The sequence below is a fragment of the Vogesella urethralis genome, assembly GCF_007644045.2.
Taxonomy (GTDB): Bacteria; Pseudomonadota; Gammaproteobacteria; order Burkholderiales; family Chromobacteriaceae; genus Vogesella; species Vogesella urethralis.
The window spans coordinates 1-19,639 of sequence record NZ_VMDW02000076.1; the positions used below are offsets into that span (position 1 = coordinate 1).

At 64.1% G+C, this 19,639-nt stretch carries 18 protein-coding genes; 3 read left to right on the forward strand and 15 right to left on the reverse strand.

Annotated features, from left to right (window positions below; genetic code table 11):
- Window positions 1-272 precede the first annotated feature (272 nt).
- From FLQ03_RS08030 to FLQ03_RS08075, 10 genes are all read right to left on the reverse strand, one after another.
- Window positions 273-2,615, reverse strand: a complete 2,343-nt coding sequence (locus FLQ03_RS08030; protein WP_144372367.1) for a heavy metal translocating P-type ATPase — start codon at window positions 2,613-2,615, stop codon at window positions 273-275.
- 61 nt (window positions 2,616-2,676) lie between these two features.
- A complete protein-coding gene (corA, locus tag FLQ03_RS08035) occupies window positions 2,677-3,690 on the reverse strand; it encodes a magnesium/cobalt transporter CorA (RefSeq protein ID WP_144372368.1) in 1,014 nt (337 codons plus the stop codon).
- Between the two features lie 184 nt (window positions 3,691-3,874).
- A complete protein-coding gene (ppx, locus tag FLQ03_RS08040) occupies window positions 3,875-5,368 on the reverse strand; it encodes an exopolyphosphatase (RefSeq protein WP_276607763.1) in 1,494 nt (497 codons plus the stop codon).
- 219 nt (window positions 5,369-5,587) lie between these two features.
- The gene (gene phoU / locus FLQ03_RS08045; RefSeq protein WP_144372369.1) at window positions 5,588-6,304 is read right to left on the reverse strand and encodes a phosphate signaling complex protein PhoU; all 717 of its coding nucleotides are present in this window, start codon (window positions 6,302-6,304) and stop codon (window positions 5,588-5,590) included.
- A 179-nt stretch (window positions 6,305-6,483) separates the two neighbouring features.
- Entirely contained in the window at window positions 6,484-7,146 is a 663-nt protein-coding gene (gene rpiA, locus FLQ03_RS08050; protein ID WP_144372370.1) for a ribose-5-phosphate isomerase RpiA, read from the reverse strand.
- A 23-nt stretch (window positions 7,147-7,169) separates the two neighbouring features.
- On the reverse strand, window positions 7,170-7,655 hold the full coding sequence (ispF, locus tag FLQ03_RS08055; protein ID WP_144372371.1) for a 2-C-methyl-D-erythritol 2,4-cyclodiphosphate synthase: 486 nt from the start codon (window positions 7,653-7,655) through the stop codon (window positions 7,170-7,172).
- On the reverse strand, window positions 7,652-8,338 hold the full coding sequence (gene ispD, locus FLQ03_RS08060) for a 2-C-methyl-D-erythritol 4-phosphate cytidylyltransferase (RefSeq protein WP_144372372.1): 687 nt from the start codon (window positions 8,336-8,338) through the stop codon (window positions 7,652-7,654). The genes ispF and ispD overlap by 4 nt, the downstream gene beginning before the upstream one ends.
- Complete coding sequence (dnaQ, locus tag FLQ03_RS08065; protein WP_144372373.1) at window positions 8,335-9,066, reverse strand: DNA polymerase III subunit epsilon; 732 nt, start codon at window positions 9,064-9,066, stop codon at window positions 8,335-8,337. The genes ispD and dnaQ overlap by 4 nt, the downstream gene beginning before the upstream one ends.
- Window positions 9,067-9,076: 10 nt before the next feature.
- Complete coding sequence (gene rnhA / locus FLQ03_RS08070; RefSeq protein ID WP_144372374.1) at window positions 9,077-9,526, reverse strand: ribonuclease HI; 450 nt, start codon at window positions 9,524-9,526, stop codon at window positions 9,077-9,079.
- Entirely contained in the window at window positions 9,519-10,277 is a 759-nt protein-coding gene (locus FLQ03_RS08075) for a class I SAM-dependent methyltransferase (RefSeq protein WP_144372375.1), read from the reverse strand. The genes rnhA and FLQ03_RS08075 overlap by 8 nt, the downstream gene beginning before the upstream one ends.
- Here FLQ03_RS08075 and gloB point away from each other — a divergent pair.
- From gloB to FLQ03_RS08090, 3 genes are all read left to right on the forward strand, one after another.
- Window positions 10,276-11,040, forward strand: coding sequence for a hydroxyacylglutathione hydrolase (gene gloB / locus FLQ03_RS08080; protein ID WP_338116358.1), 765 nt, complete (start codon window positions 10,276-10,278; stop codon window positions 11,038-11,040). The genes FLQ03_RS08075 and gloB overlap by 2 nt on opposite strands.
- Window positions 11,041-11,192: 152 nt before the next feature.
- Window positions 11,193-13,169, forward strand: coding sequence for a lytic transglycosylase (locus FLQ03_RS08085; RefSeq protein ID WP_144372376.1), 1,977 nt, complete (start codon window positions 11,193-11,195; stop codon window positions 13,167-13,169).
- A complete protein-coding gene (locus FLQ03_RS08090; RefSeq protein WP_144372377.1) occupies window positions 13,169-13,699 on the forward strand; it encodes a GNAT family N-acetyltransferase in 531 nt (176 codons plus the stop codon). Before FLQ03_RS08085 ends, FLQ03_RS08090 begins: the two co-directional genes overlap by 1 nt.
- A gap of 104 nt (window positions 13,700-13,803) precedes the next feature.
- On the opposite strand, the gene FLQ03_RS08095 is transcribed toward FLQ03_RS08090, so the two are convergent.
- The 5 genes from FLQ03_RS08095 to hflX form a co-directional block, all read right to left on the reverse strand.
- Window positions 13,804-15,099, reverse strand: a complete 1,296-nt coding sequence (locus tag FLQ03_RS08095) for an adenylosuccinate synthase (RefSeq protein WP_144372378.1) — start codon at window positions 15,097-15,099, stop codon at window positions 13,804-13,806.
- Window positions 15,100-15,127: 28 nt separating this feature from the next.
- Window positions 15,128-16,279, reverse strand: coding sequence for an ATP phosphoribosyltransferase regulatory subunit (locus tag FLQ03_RS08100; protein WP_144372379.1), 1,152 nt, complete (start codon window positions 16,277-16,279; stop codon window positions 15,128-15,130).
- A 96-nt stretch (window positions 16,280-16,375) separates the two neighbouring features.
- Window positions 16,376-17,251, reverse strand: coding sequence for a protease modulator HflC (gene hflC / locus FLQ03_RS08105; RefSeq protein ID WP_144372380.1), 876 nt, complete (start codon window positions 17,249-17,251; stop codon window positions 16,376-16,378).
- Between the two features lie 12 nt (window positions 17,252-17,263).
- Window positions 17,264-18,487 carry an FtsH protease activity modulator HflK gene (hflK, locus tag FLQ03_RS08110; protein WP_144372381.1) on the reverse strand — a complete coding sequence of 408 codons (1,224 nt, stop codon included), beginning with the start codon at window positions 18,485-18,487 and terminating at the stop codon, window positions 17,264-17,266.
- Window positions 18,474-19,610 (reverse strand): GTPase HflX, encoded by a 1,137-nt coding sequence (hflX, locus tag FLQ03_RS08115; RefSeq protein ID WP_144372382.1) that lies wholly within the window; start codon window positions 19,608-19,610, stop codon window positions 18,474-18,476. The genes hflK and hflX overlap by 14 nt, the downstream gene beginning before the upstream one ends.
- Window positions 19,611-19,639: the final 29 nt, after the last annotated feature.

Here is a 19,639-nt window from a genome sequence, read left to right on the forward strand (position 1 = left end):
CGCTGCACCCATCCTACATCTCCGCTACAAAGTGGCTCACCGCCAGCTCGTAGGATGGGTGCAGGCGCTTGCGCCGTAACCCATCGCCTCAATCGCATCATACTGATGGGTTACGCTGCGCTGCACCCATCCTACATCTCCGCTACAAAGTGGCTCACCGCCAGCTCGTAGGATGGGTGCAGGCGCTTGCGCCATAACCCATCACCTCAATCGCAGCATACTGATGGGTTACGCTGCGCTGCACCCATCCTACATCTCCGCTACGAAGCGGTTCACCGCCAGCGCCGTAACAGCAGCGCGTTGCTGACCACCGACACCGAACTCAGCGCCATCGCCGCGCCGGCCAGCACCGGGTTGAGCAAGCCCAATGCGGCCAGCGGGATGCCCAGCACGTTGTAGACAAAAGCAAAGAACAGGTTCTGGCGGATCTTGCCCAGCGTGGCGCGCGCCAGGCGCAGCGCGTCGGCCAGATGCTGCACGTTGCCGTACATCAGCGTGACGTCGGCGGTATCGATAGCAATGTCGGCACCGGCGCCCATGGCAAAGCTGACGTCGGCTACCGCCAGCGCCGGGGCGTCGTTGATGCCGTCGCCCACCATCGCCACGCGGCGGCCAGCGGCTTGCTGGCGCTGGATATAGGCGGCCTTGTCCTGCGGGCGCTGGCTGGCGTGCACCTCGGTAATGCCGGCCTCGGCGGCGATGGCGTCGGCGGTGGCCTGCTTGTCGCCGGTGAGCATCACCACCTGCACACCCAGCGCCTGCAAAGCCGCAACAGCTGCAGCCGACGTTGGCCGCAAACGGTCGGCCAGCGCCAGCAAGGCCAGTGGCGTATCACCAGCGGCCAGCGCCAGTACGGTCTTGCCCTGCGCGTACAGCGCGGCAGCCTGCGGCGGCAGCTGGCCCAGCGCCCATTGCGGCTCGCCCAAACGGTAGGCCTGGCCGGCAATCTGGCCACATACGCCGTGGCCGATCTCGCTATCGAACGCGGCCAGATGCGGCAACACCAGCTGGCGGGCGGCGGCGGCCTGTACGATGGCTTGTGCCAGCGGGTGCTCGGCGCCCTGCTCCAGCGTGGCGGCAAGCGTCAGCACGGCGTCGGGCTGGATGTCGACCAGCGGGATGATGTCGGTAAGCTGCGGCTTGCCTTCGGTGAGGGTGCCAGTTTTGTCCACCACCAGCAGGTCGATGTTGGCCGCGTGCTGCAAGGCAGCGGCGTGGCGGAACAGCATGCCGCGCCGCGCGCCCACACCAACGCCCACCATCACCGCAGTGGGCGTGGCCAGGCCTAGCGCGCACGGGCAGGCAATCACCAGCACGGCCACCGCGTGAATCAGCGCCTGCTGCCAATCGCCCAGCCACCAGTCCGTGGCTAGTAGCGTCAGCGTGGCAATGGCCAGCACCACCGGCACAAAGATGGCCGAAATGCGGTCGGCCAGCGCCTGGATCGGCGCCTTGCTGCCCTGCGCCTGTGCCACGGCGCGCACGATGGCGGCCAACTGCGTGGCCTGGCCGACGCTGGTGGCGCGCACCTTCAGCATGCCGCCGGCGTTCTGGGTACCGGCGTACACGGTATCGCCCTCGCCGCGCGCCACCGGCAGGCTTTCGCCGCTGAGCGCGCTTTCGTCCAGCACCGCGCTGCCGGCCAGCACGGTGCCGTCTACTGCCAGCCGCTCGCCGTGGCGCAGCACCACCACGTCACCGGGCAGCAGCTTGCCAATGGCGACCTCGTGCAGCTGGCCGTCGCGTTCCACATTAGCAGTCTTGGGCGACAGCGCCAGCAACGCTTCGATAGCGCCGGCGGTGCGGCGCTTGGCGCGGCTTTCCAGCAGCTTGCCCAGCAACACCAGCGTGATCACCGACACGCTGGCCTCGAAGTACACGTGCTGGCTGTGGTCGGCGGCCAACGTCACCCACGCCGACAGCAACCACGCCACGCTGGTACCCAGTGCCACCAGTACGTCCATGTTGGCCGCGCCGCTACGCAGCGCGTGGTAAGCGCCACGGTAGAAACGCCAGCCGACGATGAACTGTACTGGCGCCGATAGCAGCAGCTGCCATTCACGGGGTAACCAGCCGTGGTGACCGCCGCCGAACATGGCCACCATCTCGCCGATAAACGGTAGCGTCAGCAGCAATGCCAGCGCGAACCAGGCCAGCTCGCGGCGGTCGTCGTGCTGCGGTGTGGCCGGTGCGGCGTCGTCCAGCACGCTGGCGCCAAAGCCGGCGCCCTGCACCACCGCCAGCAGCTGTTCGGGGGTATACAGGCCGCTGGCAAAGCGCAGCTGTGCGGTTTCGCTGGCCATATTGACGCTGGCCTGCACGCCGGGCTGCCGGTTTAGCACCTTCTCGATACGTTGGCCGCAGGCGGCGCAGCTCATGCCGGTCAGCGCCAGCGTCAGCACCGCGTCCGGCACGGCAAAGCCGGCGCGCGCGATGGCGTCCAGCACCTGCTGCGGGCCGGCTTGCGCCGGGTCGTAATCGACGTCGGCGCTTTCGCTGGCAAAGCTGACGCTGGCGGCCACGCCGGGCAGACGGTTCAGCACTTTTTCGATGCGCAGCGCGCAGGCGGCGCAGCTCATGCCGCTGACGGGCAAGTGTAAACGGGCGGTATTCATCGGGTGTTACCGGTTGACTGACGCCCTTATCGTATACCCCACAGGGGTATAAAACAAGCCACTATAACCAGCGCCGGCGCCAGAACACCAGCAGCAGGCCCAGCGCGATGGCCAGCATCAGCCCCATCACGTAGAAGTAACCGTAGTGCCAGTGCAGCTCGGGCATATTGTCGAAATTCATGCCGTAGATACCGGCAATCAGCGTCAGTGGCATGAAGATGATGGTGATGACGGTCAGCACCCGCATCTGCACGTTCAGCCGGTTCGATTGCGCCGACATGTACAGGTCCAGCATGCCGGAAATGACTTCGCGCGCCGCTTCCAGCGACTCGATCAGGTGCAGGGTGTGGTCGAAGGCGTCGCGCAGGTAGACCAGCGTATCGCGCTGGAAAAAGTCGTAATCGCCACGCACCAGCGTGTTGAGTACCTCGCGCAGCGGCACCAGGGCGCGGCGCAGGCGCATGGCGTCCTGCTTCTGGCGCTGGATGCGCGCCAGGATGAAGCGGTCGTGGCCGCCCAGCACCTGGCGGTCCAGGTCTTCTACCCGCGCGTTGAACTGGTCCAGCACGCCAAAGTAATCGTCGATGATGGCGTCCAGCAGCGAATAACCCAGGTAATCGGCACCCAGCTGCCGCACCAGGCCACGGCCAGCCTGTAGCCGCTCGCGCAGCGCGGCAAATACGCCCAGCGGCCGGGTCTGGAAGCTCAGCACGAAGCCCTGCCCCAGCACCAGAAACACCTGGTCGTGTACCAGACGCTGGCCTTCGTCCTGGTAGCGATACACGCGGGTGGCGATGAACAGGTAGTTACCGTAGTCGTCTACTTTGGGCCGCTGCCGCACGCTGGCGATGTCTTCCAACACCAGCGGGTGCAGACCGAAGCGCTGGCCGATGGCCTGCAGCGCGGCCGGGTCGGTCAGGCCGTACACGTTCAGCCACAGGTTGGGCAGCACCGGCTGGTAAGCGAGGCCGGCGGCCACGCTGTCGAAGCGGGTTTCGCGATAGTCGTCGCGGCTGTATTCCACCAGCGAGATACTGCTGGTGACGGTGTCTGCCACGGCTGCGTGCGGGTTCATACGGGGTCTCCCAACCGGGCAAGGCTGCAGTAGAAGGTACCGGCCGGGGCTTTCGCCACCGAAAGCGCGGGCAGCCGCGGCCTTGCTGTTTACAAGACAAAGCCTGTTTGCGTGGCAAACAGGCTTTGTCATTTATTGCGGCCGCCCGGAAGGCAGCCTGGCGATGTCCGGGCCTTGCCGCCGCTTAGTCGCCGCGCAGCTCCAGCGCCACGCCGATAGCTTTCCACTGCGCGATTTCCTGGCGGAACGCCGCTGTAGTCAGCGGGTTAGCCGCCAGCCAGTCTTTGCCCACGGTCAGCGCGTAACCGTTCATGGTCTGCGTCAGGCCGTGCACGGCGTTGATGTCCAGCTCGTTGCGGCTGCGGTAGAACAGTGCGGCCAATCGCAGCGACAGTACCGCCGGCCACAGGGCCGGGTCAGTCACTTCTTTGACCATCTTGCCCATATCGCCACGATGGCCCAGCACGATGGCTGCCAGCACGCTCTGCTCGCGGCGCGAGAAGCCCGGCATGTCGGCGTTGGTGAGGATGTACGCCGAATGCTTGTGGTAAGCAGTGTGCGCGATGGTGAGGCCGATTTCATGCAGCCGCGCCGCCCACAGCACGCGCTTGAGCATGTCTTCGTCCAGCGCGTCGGCCGACACCATGCGGAACAGGCGCTCGGCCAGGGCAGCGACACGCTGCGCCTGCGGCACGTCCACGTGGTAACGGCGCTTGAACTGGGTGACGGTCGAGTCGCGCATGTCTTTTTCACGCTGGCGGCCCAGCAGGTCGTACAGCACACCGTCGCGCAGCGCGCCGTCGGTGACGATCATCTGCTCGATGGCCAGCGACTCGAAAATGGCGATCATGATGGCCAGACCACCCGGCAGCACCGGTGCGCGGTCGTCTTTCAGGCCCAGGATGCGGATATCGCGGGTGTGACCGCAGGCGATCAGCTCGTCGCGCAGGCGCTTCATGCCGCGCAGGGTGATCTCACCGCCGCTCCAGCCGTTCTGCTCCATGATGTCGCGCAGCGAGCGGGCAGTACCGGAGGTGCCCACCGCCAGTTGCCATTCGCTGGCCGGGTATTCGTGCACGATGCGCTGGATTTCGTTGCGGGCGGCCAGCTCGGCCTCGCGGAAGGCCCCCTTGCTGATCTTGCCATCCACAAAAAAGCGCTTGCTGAACACCACGCAACCCAGCGGCAGGCTTTCGGTAACGTGAGCCTTGTAGCCGCTACCGATGATGAACTCGGTAGAGCCGCCGCCAATGTCCACCACCAGGCGGCGTTCTTTGGTAGCCGGCAGGCTGTGCGCGGCGCCCAGGTAGATCAGGCGGGCCTCTTCGCGGCCGGCGATGATTTCGATGGGGAAGCCCAGCAGGCGCTCGGCTTCCACGATGAATTGGGGCGCATTCTTGGCCACGCGCAGCGTATTGGTGCCTACCACGCGCACCTGCTTCGGGTCCAGGCCGCGCAGGCGTTCGCCAAAGCGGGCCATGCAGGCCAGCGCGCGCTGCAGGGTTTCCTGGTCCAGCGTCTTGTCTTCTTGCAAGCCACCGCCCAAGCGCACGGTGTCTTTCAGCGAATCGAGGGTATACAGCTGGTCGTCCATCACGCGGGAGATCTGCAGCCGGAAGCTGTTGGACCCCATGTCCACGGTAGCCAGGACGTCAAACGGGGGCTTAACGGAGCTCAAATGTCACCCCTTCTTTCATGTTCAGTTGGTCAATAAAAAACGGCGGTAACCGTACAGTTACCGCCGCTGGCTGCCTGCCCCGTCGACAGGGCCTGCTCCGGCAACACCCCGGAGTAAAGTGACAGCAATGGGCCCCATTACGACACACGGCGCTGCAAGGCGGGCCGGCGTCAGGCGGCAAGGTGGAATGTTACCGCCGCTGGCGCCGGCTTGCCATGCTTATTGCGTTGCCGGGCCACCCATGGACTCGCGTTTCTTGTCTTCCAGCGAGGTATGGCGGATGTCCTTGCCGCGCACCAGGTACACCACGTACTCGGAAATGTTCTTGGCGTGGTCGCCGATGCGCTCGATGGCCTTGCAGATGAACATGGTATCGATGGACATGCTGATGGTGCGCGGGTCTTCCATCATGAAGGTAATCTGCGCACGCAGCTCGGACGCGTAGTCCTGGTCCAGCAGCACGTCCTGCTCGGCCAGCTCCACGGCGGCCGTGGCGTCCAGACGGGCAAACGCGTCCAGCGAGCGGTGCAGCATGGCCAGCGCCACTTCGGCCATCTTGGCCGCCTCTCGGAAGCGCGGCGCCGGGTAGCGCCCGGTCTGGTACATGGTGCGGCCAACGCGGGCGATCTTCTGCGCCTCGTCGCCAATGCGCTCCAGGTCGGTAATGGTCTTGATCACGGTAATCACCATGCGCAGGTCGCTGGCGGCCGGCTGGCGACGGGCGATGATGTGCTGGCAGTCTTCGTCGATCTGCACTTCCAGCGCGTTGACCTTGGTATCGTCGGCCACCACCTGGTCCAGACGGTCGACATCGCCGTTCTGCAGCGCGTCCATCGCCGCGCGGATCTGCTGCTCTACCAGGCCGCCCATCTGCAGCACGCGGGTGCGGATGGTTTCAAGCTCCAGGTCAAACTGTTTGGAAATGTGTTCAGGCATGGCGATCTCGTCCGGTAATTGATCCAGCCGTCCATGATATGGCGATCAGATGACAGATTTGTTGCATCGTGACCGCCACCTGCGCCAGCGTGCCCCGCCGGTGCGCAGGGTGTGGCATGCGGCATGAAAAACCCCGCCACTCGGGCGGGGTGTACAGGCCGGCTGCGCGCGATAGCCGCTTAGCGCAGCTCTTTCACGCCTTCCGGCGTACCCAGCAGCAGCACGTCGGCACGGCGGCGGGCAAACAGGCCGTTGGTCACCACGCCGACGATCTGGTTGATTTTCTCTTCCAGCTGCACCGGCTCGGCGATCTGCAAGCCGTGTACGTCCAGGATGATGTTGCCGTTGTCGGTGGTCACCCCCATGCGCCATTCCGGGTGGCCGCCCAGCTTCACCAGCTCGCGCGCCACGTGGCTGCGCGCCATCGGGATCACTTCTACCGGCAGCGGGAAGGTGCCCATCAGCTCGACGTATTTGCTCTGGTCGGCAATGCAGATGAACTGCTGCGCCACCGCAGCCACGATTTTCTCGCGCGTCAGCGCTGCGCCACCACCCTTGATCATGTGCAGGTGATGGTTCACCTCGTCGGCGCCGTCCACGTACACCGGCACTTCGTCCGGGCCGACGGTGTTCAGGTCGAACACCGGAATGCCCAGTTGCTTCAGGCGCTGGGTGGAGGCTTCGGAGCTGGACACGGCGCCTTTCAGGCGGCCCTTGATCTTGGCCAGCTCGTCGATGAAGAAGTTGACGGTGCTGCCGGTGCCGACGCCTACGATGCAGTCATCCGGCACGAATTTCACGGCAGCCTGGGCTACCAGTTGTTTCAGTTGGTTCTGGTCCATGAGTGTCACTCCAGGATGGGGAATCAGTTGGCCGGCACCAGCAGGCACACGGCCTGGGTTTCGATGGCTTCGGCACGGCCAAGGTAGCCGAGCTTTTCGTTGGTCTTGCCCTTCACGTTGACGCAGGCCACGTCGATGTCCAGCAGCGCGGCAATGCGGGCGCGGATGGCGTCGATGTGCGGCGCCAGCTTGGGCGCCTGCGCGATGATGGTGCTGTCCACGTTCACCAGTTGCCAGCCGGCGGCACGCACGCGGCGCATGGCTTCCTGCAGCAGTACGCCGCTGTCGGCCCCCTTGAACGCGGCGTCGGTATCGGGAAAGTGGCGGCCGATATCGCCCAACGCTGCCGCGCCCAGCACCGCGTCGGTGATGGCGTGCAGCAAGGCGTCGGCGTCGGAATGGCCGAGCAGGCCCTTGTCGTGCGGAATGGTGACGCCGCCCAGTATCAGCGGGCGGCCTTCTACCAGGCGGTGGACGTCGTAGCCCTGCCCGATGCGGAATGGCGTCATGCTTGCAATCCTTTGCGGGCCGCGAGGATAGCGCCGGCCAGCGCCAGGTCTCCCGGCCAGGTTACCTTGAAATTCTGGGCCTCCCCCACCACCAGCCGCGGCGCATGGCCCAGCAATTCAATGGCAGAAGCCTCGTCGGTGATGGCCGGGTTGGCCGCGTCCTGTAGCGCCTCGGCCAACAGGCCGGCACGGAACATCTGTGGCGTTTGCGCCAGCCACAGACCATCGCGTGGCACGGTAGCGGCAATGCGGCCAACCTTGCCCTGCTTGACGGTATCGGCCACCGGCTGCGCCAGAATGCCGCCGATGGCGTCGTCGCCCACGTCGTCCAGCAGGCGCTGCAGCGCGTCCGGGCTGAGGCAGCAGCGCGCGGCGTCGTGCACCAGCACCCAGTCGTCTTCGTCGGCGGCCAGCGCCGCCAGGCCGTTGGCCACGCTTTCGGCACGGCTGGCGCCGCCCACGCGCAGCACTTGCACGCGCCCGGGCCAGGCAAAACCATCGAACCATTCGTCGCCGGGCGAGATCACCACGGCCACGTCGTCGATGCCGGCACAGCCGCACAGCACGTCCAGCGTGTGCGCCAGCAACGGGCGGCCATTCAGCAGCAGGTATTGCTTGGGGGTGGCCGAACCGAAACGGCTGCCGTGACCGGCCGCCGGAATCAGCGCGATACGGCGGCTCATGCCGCGGGCTCCGCCGGCGGCGGGTTTTCGATGGCGCGCCACAGGCAGGTACCTTTCACGCTTTTGTCCAGCGTATCGAGGTAGGCCTGGTGCTCGGCCAGTTCGTCGGCGCTGGGCTGCAGCACGGCCAGCGGCTTGCGCTCGAAGGCCATACGCACGCTGCTGCCGGCGCTGGCGCTGTCGTCGCTGCCGGCGTCCATCAGCAGGCTGTCCTGGCCGCGCGTCATCCACAGGTAGACTTCGGCCAGCAGTTCGCAGTCGATCAGCGCGCCGTGGTAGGTACGGTTGCTGCGGTCGATCTCGAAACGGTCACACAGCGCGTCCAGGCTGTTGCGCTTGCCCGGAAAGTTGTCGCGCGCCATCGCCAGCGTGTCGATAACGCCGCCGCAGGTCTTGGCTACCGGCGCGAGACCGACGCGACGGAATTCGGCGTCCATGAAGCCCACGTCGAACGGGGCATTGTGGATGATCAGCTCGGCGCCGGCGATGAAATCCACCAGTTGCTGCGCCACCTCGGCAAAGCGCGGCTTGCCTTCCAGGCTGGCCAGCGAAATACCGTGCACGCGCTCGGCGTCGGGGTCGATGTCGCGTTCCGGGTGGATGTACAGGTGCAGGCTGCGGCCGGTGAGCTTGCGGTCTTCCATTTCCAGACCGGCAAATTCGATGATGCGGTGGCCCTGGTTCGGGTCCAGGCCGGTGGTTTCGGTATCGAGGATGATCTGACGCATGGGAAGCTACCTAGCCGCGCAGACTGTCGACGCCGGCGTTGGCCAGCTGGTCGGCGCGTTCATTGAATTCATGACCGGCGTGGCCTTTTACCCAGCGCCACTCCACATGCGGGTGCTGGTTGCGCAGCGCATCCAGTTGCTGCCACAGGTCGGCATTTTTCACGGGTTCCTTGCTGGCGGTTTTCCAGCCGCGGGCTTTCCAGCCGTGAATCCACTCCGAAATGCCCTTCTGCACGTACTGCGAATCGGTATACACCACGATGTGACAGGGGCGCTTCAGCAGCTGCAGGCCCTGGATAACGGCCATCAGCTCCATACGGTTGTTGGTGGTACCGTGTTCGCCACCGCACAGTTCCTTTTCCTGGCCCTTGTAGCGCAGCAGCACGCCCCAGCCGCCGGGGCCGGGGTTGCCCTTGCAGGCGCCGTCGGGGTAAATCTCGACGATTGCGTCGTCACTCATCGTTTGTCTTGTCACCTTGCGTTCGGTTGAGAAGATGGCGTTCGTTGCCGGCGGCGACCAGCGCCCTCGCCGGCCGTGCCCGCTGCCAGCGCGGCAGAATAAGGCGCATGCCACGCTGGCGCTTGACAGCCACGATGGCGTATACGGCGGCCAGTTGCGGCCAACAGTAACTGCCGGCCTGCTCCAGAAAGCCACACCGCGCCAGCCAGTCGCGGCGCGCGAAAGGGGGCGAGTATGCCATGAACTGGCAGCTCGTGGCTTCGAGCTGCAGCAATTGCAGCCAGTCTTTCACCCGGGGCAAGGACACGAAATTGCCGTTCCACGGCGCCTCGCTGCGGCGGCGCGCCAGGCGGCACAGCCCCCACAGCGAGAACGGGTTGAAACCGGTGATGACCAGCCGCCCTTCCGGCAGCAGCACACGCTCGGCTTCGCGCAACACCTGGTGCGGCTCGCTGGTAAAATCCAGCGCATGCGGCATCAGCAGCAGGTCCAGGCTTTTACTGTCGAACGGCAGATACGCCGGGTCGCACACCACGTCCGGTTCGCCATCCATACCGGCGTAACCGTGCCAGGGAATGCGGCTACAGGCGAGGAAGTCATAATCGCTCAGCCCCAGCTGCACGGCGCGAAAGCCGAAGATATCCGCCACGGCGGCGTCGAAAAAAGCCTGCTCGCGGCACAGCAGATCGTGGCCCAGTTCGGTGCTGGACAGCCAGTCTGCAAACTCTTCCATCGTTTCGGGACACATCATGGCCGACCTGTTTCGCCTCAGCGCAGTAAGCGCGTTCAGTGACAATTATATCTGGGTTTTGCACGACCAAAGCCGCGCCATCGCCGTCGATCCGGGTGACGCAACACCGTTGCTGGCCTTTCTTGCACAACAGCAACTTGCCCTGTCGGCGGTGTGGATCACCCACCACCACGCCGACCACATCGGCGGCCTGCCACAGCTTGGCAGCCACTTTCCCGGCCTGCCCGTGTTCGGCCCGGCTGGCGTCAGCGGCGTGACACAAGCGGTGGGCGAAGGCGATACGCTGACGGCTTTTGGCAGCACGGTGCAGGTATGGGCCATCCCCGGTCACACCGCCAACCACCTGGCCTACCTGGCCGGGCAACACCTGTTCTGCGGCGATACCCTGTTTGGCGCCGGCTGTGGCCGCGTGTTCGACGGCAGCATCGCGCAACTGTTCCACTCGCTGCAACGCTTGGCCACCCTGCCGCCGGAAACGCTGTGCTACCCGGCACACGAATATACGCTGTCCAACCTGGCGTTTGCTGCCGCGGTAGAGCCGGGCAATGCCGCCATTCATGCGCGCCGGGCAGCCGACAGCGCCCGCCGTGCCCAAGGGCTGCCCACCGTGCCCACTCCGCTGGCGGCAGAGCTGGCCAGCAACCCCTTCTTGCGCACGGCCATGCCAGAGGTTGGCCGCAGCGCCAGCCTGCATGCCGGGCAAAACCTGACCGACAACGAGGACATTTTTGCCACACTGCGCAGCTGGAAAAACCAGTTTTAGGCAAAATCATCAAACAAGCGTCACACTCCCCTAGCCAAGCACCATGAAACGCTCTAAAAATCAGCAAAAATCATGGTCTTGGGCGAACTTTAGCCCTTGCCGCCGGTTAAAGCCGTGGTAGCATCGCCCGATACAGAAAACAGACCCCGCCCATGAAAAAGCTCACTCCGCTCGCATTGTCGGTCACCCTCGCACTTACCCTGCCTTCGCTGGCGCACGCGGACGACATCAGCCCGTTTGCCAGTACGCCTGGCCGCAGTGTCGACGATGGCCTGTCGGCAGGCCTGGACATGATGCTGCTGAACGCCACCGCACTGCGTAACGGCGACAGCGTCTGGACCCGCGCCCGCGAAGGCTTCCAGATGGCCGAGGTCAACCCGGAACTGGTGCGCCGCCACGAGCGCAATTTCGCCGGCAAGGCCGCCTACTTCAAGCGCACCATGGACCGGGGCCGCAAATACCTGTTCCATATCATGAACGAAGTCGAGCGCCGCGGCATGCCCACCGAAATCGCCTTTCTGCCGGTGGTGGAAAGCGCCTTCGTGCCGGGAGCGCAATCCCATGTCGGTGCCTCCGGCTTGTGGCAGTTCATGCCGGCCACCGGCCGCCAGTACGGTCTGGAGCAAACCTGGTGGTACGACGGCCGTCGCGACGTGATGGAATCCACCCGCGCCGCGCTCGACTATCTGCAAAACCTGTACACCATGTTCGGCGACTGGAGCCTGGCGCTGGCGGCGTACAACTGGGGTGAAGGCAACCTGTCGCGCGCCATCGCCAAGGTTCGCGCCCGTGGCGAAATGGAAACCTACGAAAACATCCAGATGCCGGCCGAGACACGCAACTACGTGCCCAAGCTACTGGCCGTGCGCAACCTGCTGCTGGAACCGGAAAAGTTCGGCCTCAAGCTGGATGCGTTCCCGAACAAGCCCACCTTTGTGGCCACCAGCAACGGCCGCCACATGAATATCGATGTTGCCGCCAAGCTGGCGGAAATCTCGGTCGCCGAATTCAAGGAACTGAACCCGGCCTTCAACCTGCCGGTGTACGCGCACAAACCCGGCCGCCAGATGCTGCTGCCGGCCAACAAGCTGCACAAATTTGAAACCAATCTGGCCAAATGGGACAAACCGCTGTTGACCTGGCAGGTCTACGTGCCGGTCAGCGACACCACCACCAGCCAGCTGGCCAGCCAGTTCGACATGAACCCCAACGAACTGATCACCGCCAATAGCATCAAGGGCAGCAATTTGCTGCCGGCAGGGCGCCCGGTACTGGTTGCGCTGCGCGGCAACACCCCGGCGCCAGCACTGGACAGCACCGACGTACCAGCCCAACCGGCCGAAGCCGCTACCCTGGTGGCGTTTGCAGCCAACAGTGGCCCGATGGAGGCAGTTACGCCTGCCGCCGCACCGGCCCGCAACGAGCCGGCGCGCGCCGAGGTGGTTCGCAGCGCCGACAGCGCACCGCAACGCGTGCTGCAACGCGCCGAGCCGGCCCGCAGCGAAGGCCAACCGGCCACGCGCCCTGCACCGCGCAGCGAAACGATCGCCGTCACCCGCAATGAAAGCAAGCCAGACATCATCCGCGCGGAACCGGTCAAGGCCGAGCCGGTTCGGATTGAGGTCGCCCGCACCGAAACAGTCCGCAGCGAGCCGCTGCGCCAAGTTGCACTGCGCAGTGACAACGCCGGCGCCCTGGGCGACAACATCCCGGTCAGCAACCCCGACAAGGTGGTAAACGTGGCGGCCGGCCTGCACACAGTGGCCAGTGGCGATACGCTGTACAACATCTCGCGCCGTTACGGCATGACGGTAGCCGACCTGCGCAACCTCAACAGCCTGGTGGACGACACCGTCAAACTGGGCCAGGTGCTGAAAGTGATCGGCAGCAATGTCGCCGCCGCCCCCGCGGCCAGCGCCACCGACAGCAGCGCCCTGCGCCCGGCCAGCTTCAGCCGCCAGGCCGGTAACGTCAGCGTGGATTACGTCGTACAACGCGGCGATACCGTGTTCAGCATCGCGCGCAAGTTCGGCGTCAGCCACACCGACATCCTGCGCTGGAACAACCCGGAACAACTGGCTACCCTGCAACCCGGCCAGAAAGTCCGCGTACAGAGTACCGGCTTGTAATGCTGCTGACGCTCCCCTGCATGCTAGGCGCTACCCAGCTGCGCCAGTTGCAGGTGGCTGATCTGCTTCGCTTCCACGCCTACCGCAGCAACCCGGTGCTGGCCCGCTACCAGGGCTGGCAGCCGATGTCGATCGCCGAAGCCGACGCTTTCCTGGTACAGATGCAGCAGGTATCCCACCTGCAAGCCGGCCACTGGGTACAGCTGGCCATTGCCAGCGCGCCATCCTCGATGCTGGTCGGCGATATCGGGCTCTTCGTCAGCCGTGACGCCAGGCATGCCGAGCTGGGCTTTACCCTGCACCACGCGCATCACGGCCAAGGCCACGCCAGCCGCGCCGTCCAGCTAGCCTTGCAGCTATTGTTCGACATCCCCAGCATCACCCTGGTTGAGGCGGTAAGCGATGCGCGCAATGCCCCGTCGATCAACGTCCTCACCCGCAACGGCTTCCGCCTGGCCAGGCAACAACCGGCTTACTTCAAAGGCGAGCCTTGTACCGAACTGGTCTACCAGTGCCTGCGCGCGGGCTGATAGCCCGCTTGGCCGCCCTCCCCCGCGCCGCATGAAAAAAAGCCCGTCGCAAGCGACGGGCTTTTTGCTGGCACCTAGCCGGCATTGGCCGGCACTTCAGCCTGTTACAGGCCGAACGGGTGACGCAGTACGATGGTTTCTTCGCGATCCGGGCCGGTAGACACGATGTCGATCGGCGCGCCGCAGACTTCTTCGATGCGCTTCAGGTAGGCCTGGGCATTAGCCGGCAGGTCTTCCCAACGCTTGGCACCGACGGAGCTTTCGCTCCAGCCCGGCATGGTTTCGTAGATCGGTTCGCAGCGGGTAACGGCGTCGGAACCGAACGGCAGGATGTCGATCACTTCGCCGTTGAGCTTGTAGCCCACGCACAGCTGGATCTCTTCCAGGCCGTCCATCACGTCCAGTTTCATCACGCACAGACCGGACACACCGTTGATCTGGATGGAACGCTTCAGTGCGGCAGCATCGAACCAGCCACAACGACGCGGACGGCCGGTAACGGAACCGAACTCGTTGCCACGCTTGGCCAGGAAGGCACCGATGTCGTTTTCCTGCTCGGTCGGGAACGGGCCGGAACCCACGCGGGTGGCGTAACCCTTCACGATACCCAGCACGTAGTTCAGCATCTGCGGGGCCACACCAGCGCCCGGCGCAGCCGCACCGGCTACACAGTTGGACGAGGTCACGTACGGGTAGGTACCGTGGTCGATGTCCAGCAGCGTGCCTTGCGCGCCTTCGAACAGGATGGGCACACCGGCTTTGTCCAGGTCGTGCAGGATGCGCGATACGTCAGCCACCATCGGCTTGATGCGCTCGGCCTGCTTCATGGTGTCGGCCAGGATGGTGTCGAAATCTACCGGCTGAGCATTGAACAGCTTGGTCAGCAGGAAGTTGTAGTACTCGACGTTTTCTTTCAGCTTGGTCACGAAGCGGTCGGTATCGAACAGGTCGATCACCTTCAGCGCACGACGCGCCACCTTGTCTTCGTAGCACGGGCCGATACCGCGACCGGTGGTACCGATCTTGGCGTCACCCTTGGCGGCTTCACGCGCTTGGTCCAGAGCAATGTGGTACGGCAGGATCAGCGGGCAGCCTTCGGCGATCTTCAGGCGGGCCGAGGCGTTCACGCCAGCAGCTTCCAGCTCGTCGATCTCCTTCAGCAGGGCTTCGGGGGACAGCACCACACCGTTACCGATGAAGCAGTCCACGCCATCGCGCAGGATGCCGGACGGTACCAGGCGAACCACGGTTTTCTTGCCGTTCACCCACAGGGTGTGGCCAGCGTTGTGGCCGCCCTGGAAGCGAACCACGGCACGCGCGTGGTCGGTCAGCCAGTCAACAATCTTGCCCTTGCCCTCGTCACCCCACTGGGTACCGATTACCACGACATTCTTGGACATTGGAAAAACCTCTTCTCTTCAGAAACAATTACTTGAACGGGACCAGCTGCCATTCGCCACCGACCAGGACCAGTTCGCGGTCGCAGTCCAGTGCCTCGGCAGATTCACCCAGATAGTCAATGATTACCCGCTCGCCAGCGGCGCGCAGGGCCTGCACGCGCTCGGCAGCCTGCGGCAGCAGGCGTGCGGCCAATTTGATACCCTGCACGCTGTCTTTTTGCGGCAGGATGCGCACCAGATCACGCAGATCCAGGCTAAAACCGGTGGCCGGACGAGCGCGGCCAAAGCGGCGGCCAACGTTGTCGTAGCGGCCGCCACGCGCCAGCGCCTCGGACCAGCCCGGGGCGTAGGCCGCAAACATCAGGCCGGTATGGTAGGCGTCGCCGCGCAACTCGGCCAGGTCGAAGCTGACTTGTACACGGTCGCCAACAGCGGCCGCAATGGCGGACAGCTGCATCAGCGCCAGCTCGATTTCCGGCAGCGACGGCAGGCGGGTACGCGCTTTTTCCAGCACGCTGGCCGGGCCGTACAGCTCCGGCAGCGCCAGGAAGGCGCTACGGTACGGTTCGGCCACGCCGGCGACCATCTCGCCGATGGTAGCCACGTCTTTGGCTTGCAGCGCGGCAAACAGCTCGCGCCCCAGCTCGGCCGGCAAGCCGGCGGCAGCCGCCAGGCCACGGAAGATACCAATGTGGCCAACGTCCAGACGCAGGTGTTGCACGCCCACTTGCTGCAGGACGTCCAGCATCAGGCCGATGATCTCCACGTCGGCTTCGATACCGGCGTAACCGTACAGCTCGGCCCCCACTTGCAGCGGCTCGCGCGAGCTGGTGAGGCCGGACGGACGGGCGTGCACCACGCTACCGGCGTAACACAGGCGGGTAACACCGGTACGGGACGACAGCAGGTGGGCATCGATACGGGCAACCTGCGGCGTGATATCGGCGCGCAGACCCAGTTGGCGGCCGGACAGATGGTCGTCCAGCTTGTAGGTTTTCAGGTCCAGCGAGGCGTCGTCGCTGGAAACCAGGGCATCGGCGTACTCCACCAGCGGCGGAAGTACCAGTTCATAGCCGGACAGGCGGAAAAGGTCCAGCATGGCCGCTTTCGCGCTCTCTACCTGACGGGCGGTAGCGGGCAGGATATCGGCAATTTGTTCGGGCAACAGCCAGTTACGCATTGTTTTTTGCACACAAGAAAAGGCGGGATTCTCGATCCCGCCTTGTTTTTATCGCAACCCGGCAGCCGCCGGGCAGTCGCAAGTCACACCATTTTATCAGCGTGGCTTCGGTTGCGCATTCTTGAAATACTTGAAGAATTCTGAACTTGGGTCCAGAACCATCACGTCGCTCTTGTTGCGGAAGGTTTGTTTGTACGCTTCCATGCTTCGCCAGAAGGCGTAGAACTCCGGATTCTTGCCGTATGCCTGCGCGTAGATGGCCGCCGCTTTGGCATCGCCCTCACCCTTGATAGCCTGGGCTTTGCTGTACGCTTGCGCCACGATCACCTCGCGCTGGCGGTCGGCGTCGGCACGGATACGTTCCGCTTCGGCAGACCCTTCGCTACGCAGCTGGTTGGCCACGGTACGACGTTCGGAGTTCATCCGCTCGTAAACGGAGGTGCTGATTTTATCCGGAAAATCGACACGTTTTAAGCGCACATCGAGCACTTCCATGCCGATTTTCTGCGCCTCGCTATTGGCACGCTGGCGTACCACTTCCATCACCTGGTCGCGTTTGCCGGAAATCACGTCCGCAACAGTCTGCTGACCAAACTGCGCGCGCAAGCCGTCATTGATGGTCTGGCGCAAACGTTGCACGGCGACGGTTTCGTTGCCGCCCACGCTCTTGTAGAACTGCTCTACGTCACGCACCCGCCATTTCACGAAACTGTCCACCAGCACGTTTTTCTTTTCGCGGGTGTTGAACAGCTCCGGTGCTTCCGGGTCGATGGTCTGGATACGGCGATCGAAATAGCGCACGTTCTGCAGGAATGGCACCTTGAACTGGATGCCAGGCTCCTTCACCACACGCACCACTTCGCCGAACTGGAACACCATGGCGAACTGGCGCTGATCGACGGTGTACAGCGAGCCGGACGCTACCAGCAGCGCGCCGGCCACACCCAGTACTACAGGGAAAAATCGTTCCATCTGGCTGTCCTCCTAGCGGCCGCGAATCACGTCGCGGTCAACCGGCGGCCGTGCGTTGTTATTAGGCTGTACCGGGCTGGCGGGCGCGGCCTCTGCTGCCGGCGCGGCCGGCTTGGCATCGGCAGCACGGGCGTCGCCAGCGGTCTGTTGCATCAGCTTGTCCAGCGGCAGGTACAGCAGGTTGTTACCGTTTTTCTGGTCCACGTACACCTTGCTGCTATTGCTCAGCACCTGCTGCATCATGTCGAGGTACAGTCGGTCGCGCATCACTTTCGGCGCTTTGTTGTACTCGGCCACCACGCTCTGGAAGCGGGCAGCATCGCCTTCTGCAGTAGAAACAACGCGCTGGCGGTAGCCCTCTGCTTCTTCAAGCAGACGCGACGCCAGACCTTGCGCCTTGGGCACCACTTCGTTGGCGTAAGCCAGGCCTTCATTGCGCAGTTTTTCCTTGTCCTGACCGGCTTTCACCGCGTCGTCAAAGGCTGCAATCACCGGCTCCGGCGGCTGCACATCGTTGATGTTGACCTTGGCCACGCGCACGCCCATGCGGTAGCGGTCGAGAATCTGCTGCATCACGCGCTGGGTATCAGACGCGATCTGGCCACGGCCTTCGTTCAGCACGAAGTCGACCTTGTTGCGGCCAACCACCTCACGGATAGCGGTTTCTGCGGCCTGTTTCACCACGTCCTGGGCACCGTCTTCCTGCGCCAGGTTATTGAACAGGAATTCACGCGCGTCCTTGATGTCGTACTGCACCGACAGTTGCACATCGATGATGTTCTGGTCCTCGGTGAGCATCAGCGACTCTTCCAGCACGCGGTTTTTGGCGTTGTTGCGGTAGCCCACTTCAATGCTGCGCAGCTCGGTCAGGTTGACGATCTCTACCTTTTCGAACGGGTAAGGCGCGTGCCACTGCAAGCCGGAATCGCTAATGCGGTCGTAACTGCCCAGGCGCAATACCACGCCTTGCTCGCGCGCATCCACCACGTAAAAGCCGCTTGCCAGCCACAGGCCACCCAGCACCGCCGCGATACCGACCGCGCCGAAGGCCATGCCTCGCTGACTGGGCATGCCGTTGCCGCCCCCGAAACCGTTACCGTTGCCGCCATTACCCGGTTGTTGCGGCTTGCCGCCCAGCAAGCGGGACAGCTTCTGGTTCAGTTGGCGAAAAACCTCTTCAAGGTCCGGCGGCCCGTCGTCGGGACGACGACCGCGGTTATCATCATTCTGTGCCATCGCGTTGGGTTTCTTCTGAAATTGTCGGTTGAGTGATTGCCAGTGCCCGTTCGGCAATGGCCTCGCGCAGGAGTTCCAGACCGGCGCCGTTCAGCGCCGAGATGCGCACGCCTTCGATATCGCCAAACTCATCGTGCAGGATGGCCGGCGGCAAACCGCGCAGGTCGGTCTTGTTCCACACCATCAACTGCGGCACGTGTTCGGCGCCGATTTCCTTCAATACCTTGTTCACTTCTTCCACCTGGCGCTCGCGCATCGGGTTGGCCGCATCCACCACGTGCAACAGCAGGTCGGCGGAAATGGTTTCTTCCAGCGTGGCACGGAACGACGCCACCAGCGAGTGCGGCAAATCGCGGATGAAACCCACGGTATCGGACAGCACGATGGACACGTCCTGGTTGATGTACAAACGGCGGCTGGTGGTGTCGAGCGTGGCAAAGAGCTGGTCTGCCGCGTAGGCACCGGCCTTGGTCAGCGCATTGAACAAGGTGGACTTGCCGGCATTGGTATAGCCGACAATGGAGACCGATGGCAAGCCGGAACGGTCACGGCTACGGCGCTGGGTCTTGCGCTGTTTCTGCACCACAGCCAGGCGGTCTTTCAACGCCTTGACGCGGTTGCCCAGCAAGCGACGGTCGGTTTCCAGCTGCGTCTCGCCCGGGCCGCGCAGGCCGACACCGCCCTTTTGCCGCTCCAGGTGGGTCCAGCCGCGCACCAACCGGGTGGACATGTGGCTGAGCTGGGCCAGTTCCACCTGCAGCTTGCCTTCATGGCTGCGTGCGCGCTGCGCAAAGATGTCCAGAATCAGCGTGACGCGGTCGATGACACGGCACTGCAATGCACGTTCGAGGTTACGCTCCTGACCGGGGCCAAGAGCGTGGTTGAAGATCACCACGTTGGCGTCGGTGGCACGCACCAGCATGGCGATTTCTTCTACCTTGCCCTTGCCGGCAAACAGGGCAGCGTCCGGGCGCTGGCGCTTACCACGGATCACGCCGGTGACACTGACGCCGGCCCCCTTGACCAACTCCAGGCACTCGCTGACGCCATCTTCATAATCGGCCTCGCCAAAATCGAGACACACCAGTACTGCTTGGTCACCTAAGTCGGGACGATCAAACACACGCGGACTTTCAATAAAGAAGGCTGACC

What these genes read in the sequence shown, in the direction of transcription:
- FLQ03_RS08030 (WP_144372367.1), bottom strand. Translation starts at nt 2,615, where the DNA reads ATGAATACCGCCCGTTTACACTTGCCCGTCAGCGGCATGAGCTGCGCC.
- corA (WP_144372368.1), bottom strand. Translation starts at nt 3,690, where the DNA reads ATGAACCCGCACGCAGCCGTGGCAGACACCGTCACCAGCAGTATCTCG.
- phoU (WP_144372369.1), bottom strand. Translation starts at nt 6,304, where the DNA reads ATGCCTGAACACATTTCCAAACAGTTTGACCTGGAGCTTGAAACCATC.
- rpiA (WP_144372370.1), bottom strand. Translation starts at nt 7,146, where the DNA reads ATGGACCAGAACCAACTGAAACAACTGGTAGCCCAGGCTGCCGTGAAA.
- ispF (WP_144372371.1), bottom strand. Translation starts at nt 7,655, where the DNA reads ATGACGCCATTCCGCATCGGGCAGGGCTACGACGTCCACCGCCTGGTA.
- ispD (WP_144372372.1), bottom strand. Translation starts at nt 8,338, where the DNA reads ATGAGCCGCCGTATCGCGCTGATTCCGGCGGCCGGTCACGGCAGCCGT.
- dnaQ (WP_144372373.1), bottom strand. Translation starts at nt 9,066, where the DNA reads ATGCGTCAGATCATCCTCGATACCGAAACCACCGGCCTGGACCCGAAC.
- rnhA (WP_144372374.1), bottom strand. Translation starts at nt 9,526, where the DNA reads ATGAGTGACGACGCAATCGTCGAGATTTACCCCGACGGCGCCTGCAAG.
- gloB (WP_338116358.1), top strand. Translation starts at nt 10,276, where the DNA reads ATGGCCGACCTGTTTCGCCTCAGCGCAGTAAGCGCGTTCAGTGACAAT.
- FLQ03_RS08075 (WP_144372375.1), bottom strand. Translation starts at nt 10,277, where the DNA reads ATGATGTGTCCCGAAACGATGGAAGAGTTTGCAGACTGGCTGTCCAGC.
- FLQ03_RS08085 (WP_144372376.1), top strand. Translation starts at nt 11,193, where the DNA reads ATGAAAAAGCTCACTCCGCTCGCATTGTCGGTCACCCTCGCACTTACC.
- FLQ03_RS08090 (WP_144372377.1), top strand. Translation starts at nt 13,169, where the DNA reads ATGCTGCTGACGCTCCCCTGCATGCTAGGCGCTACCCAGCTGCGCCAG.
- FLQ03_RS08095 (WP_144372378.1), bottom strand. Translation starts at nt 15,099, where the DNA reads ATGTCCAAGAATGTCGTGGTAATCGGTACCCAGTGGGGTGACGAGGGC.
- FLQ03_RS08100 (WP_144372379.1), bottom strand. Translation starts at nt 16,279, where the DNA reads ATGCGTAACTGGCTGTTGCCCGAACAAATTGCCGATATCCTGCCCGCT.
- hflC (WP_144372380.1), bottom strand. Translation starts at nt 17,251, where the DNA reads ATGGAACGATTTTTCCCTGTAGTACTGGGTGTGGCCGGCGCGCTGCTG.
- hflK (WP_144372381.1), bottom strand. Translation starts at nt 18,487, where the DNA reads ATGGCACAGAATGATGATAACCGCGGTCGTCGTCCCGACGACGGGCCG.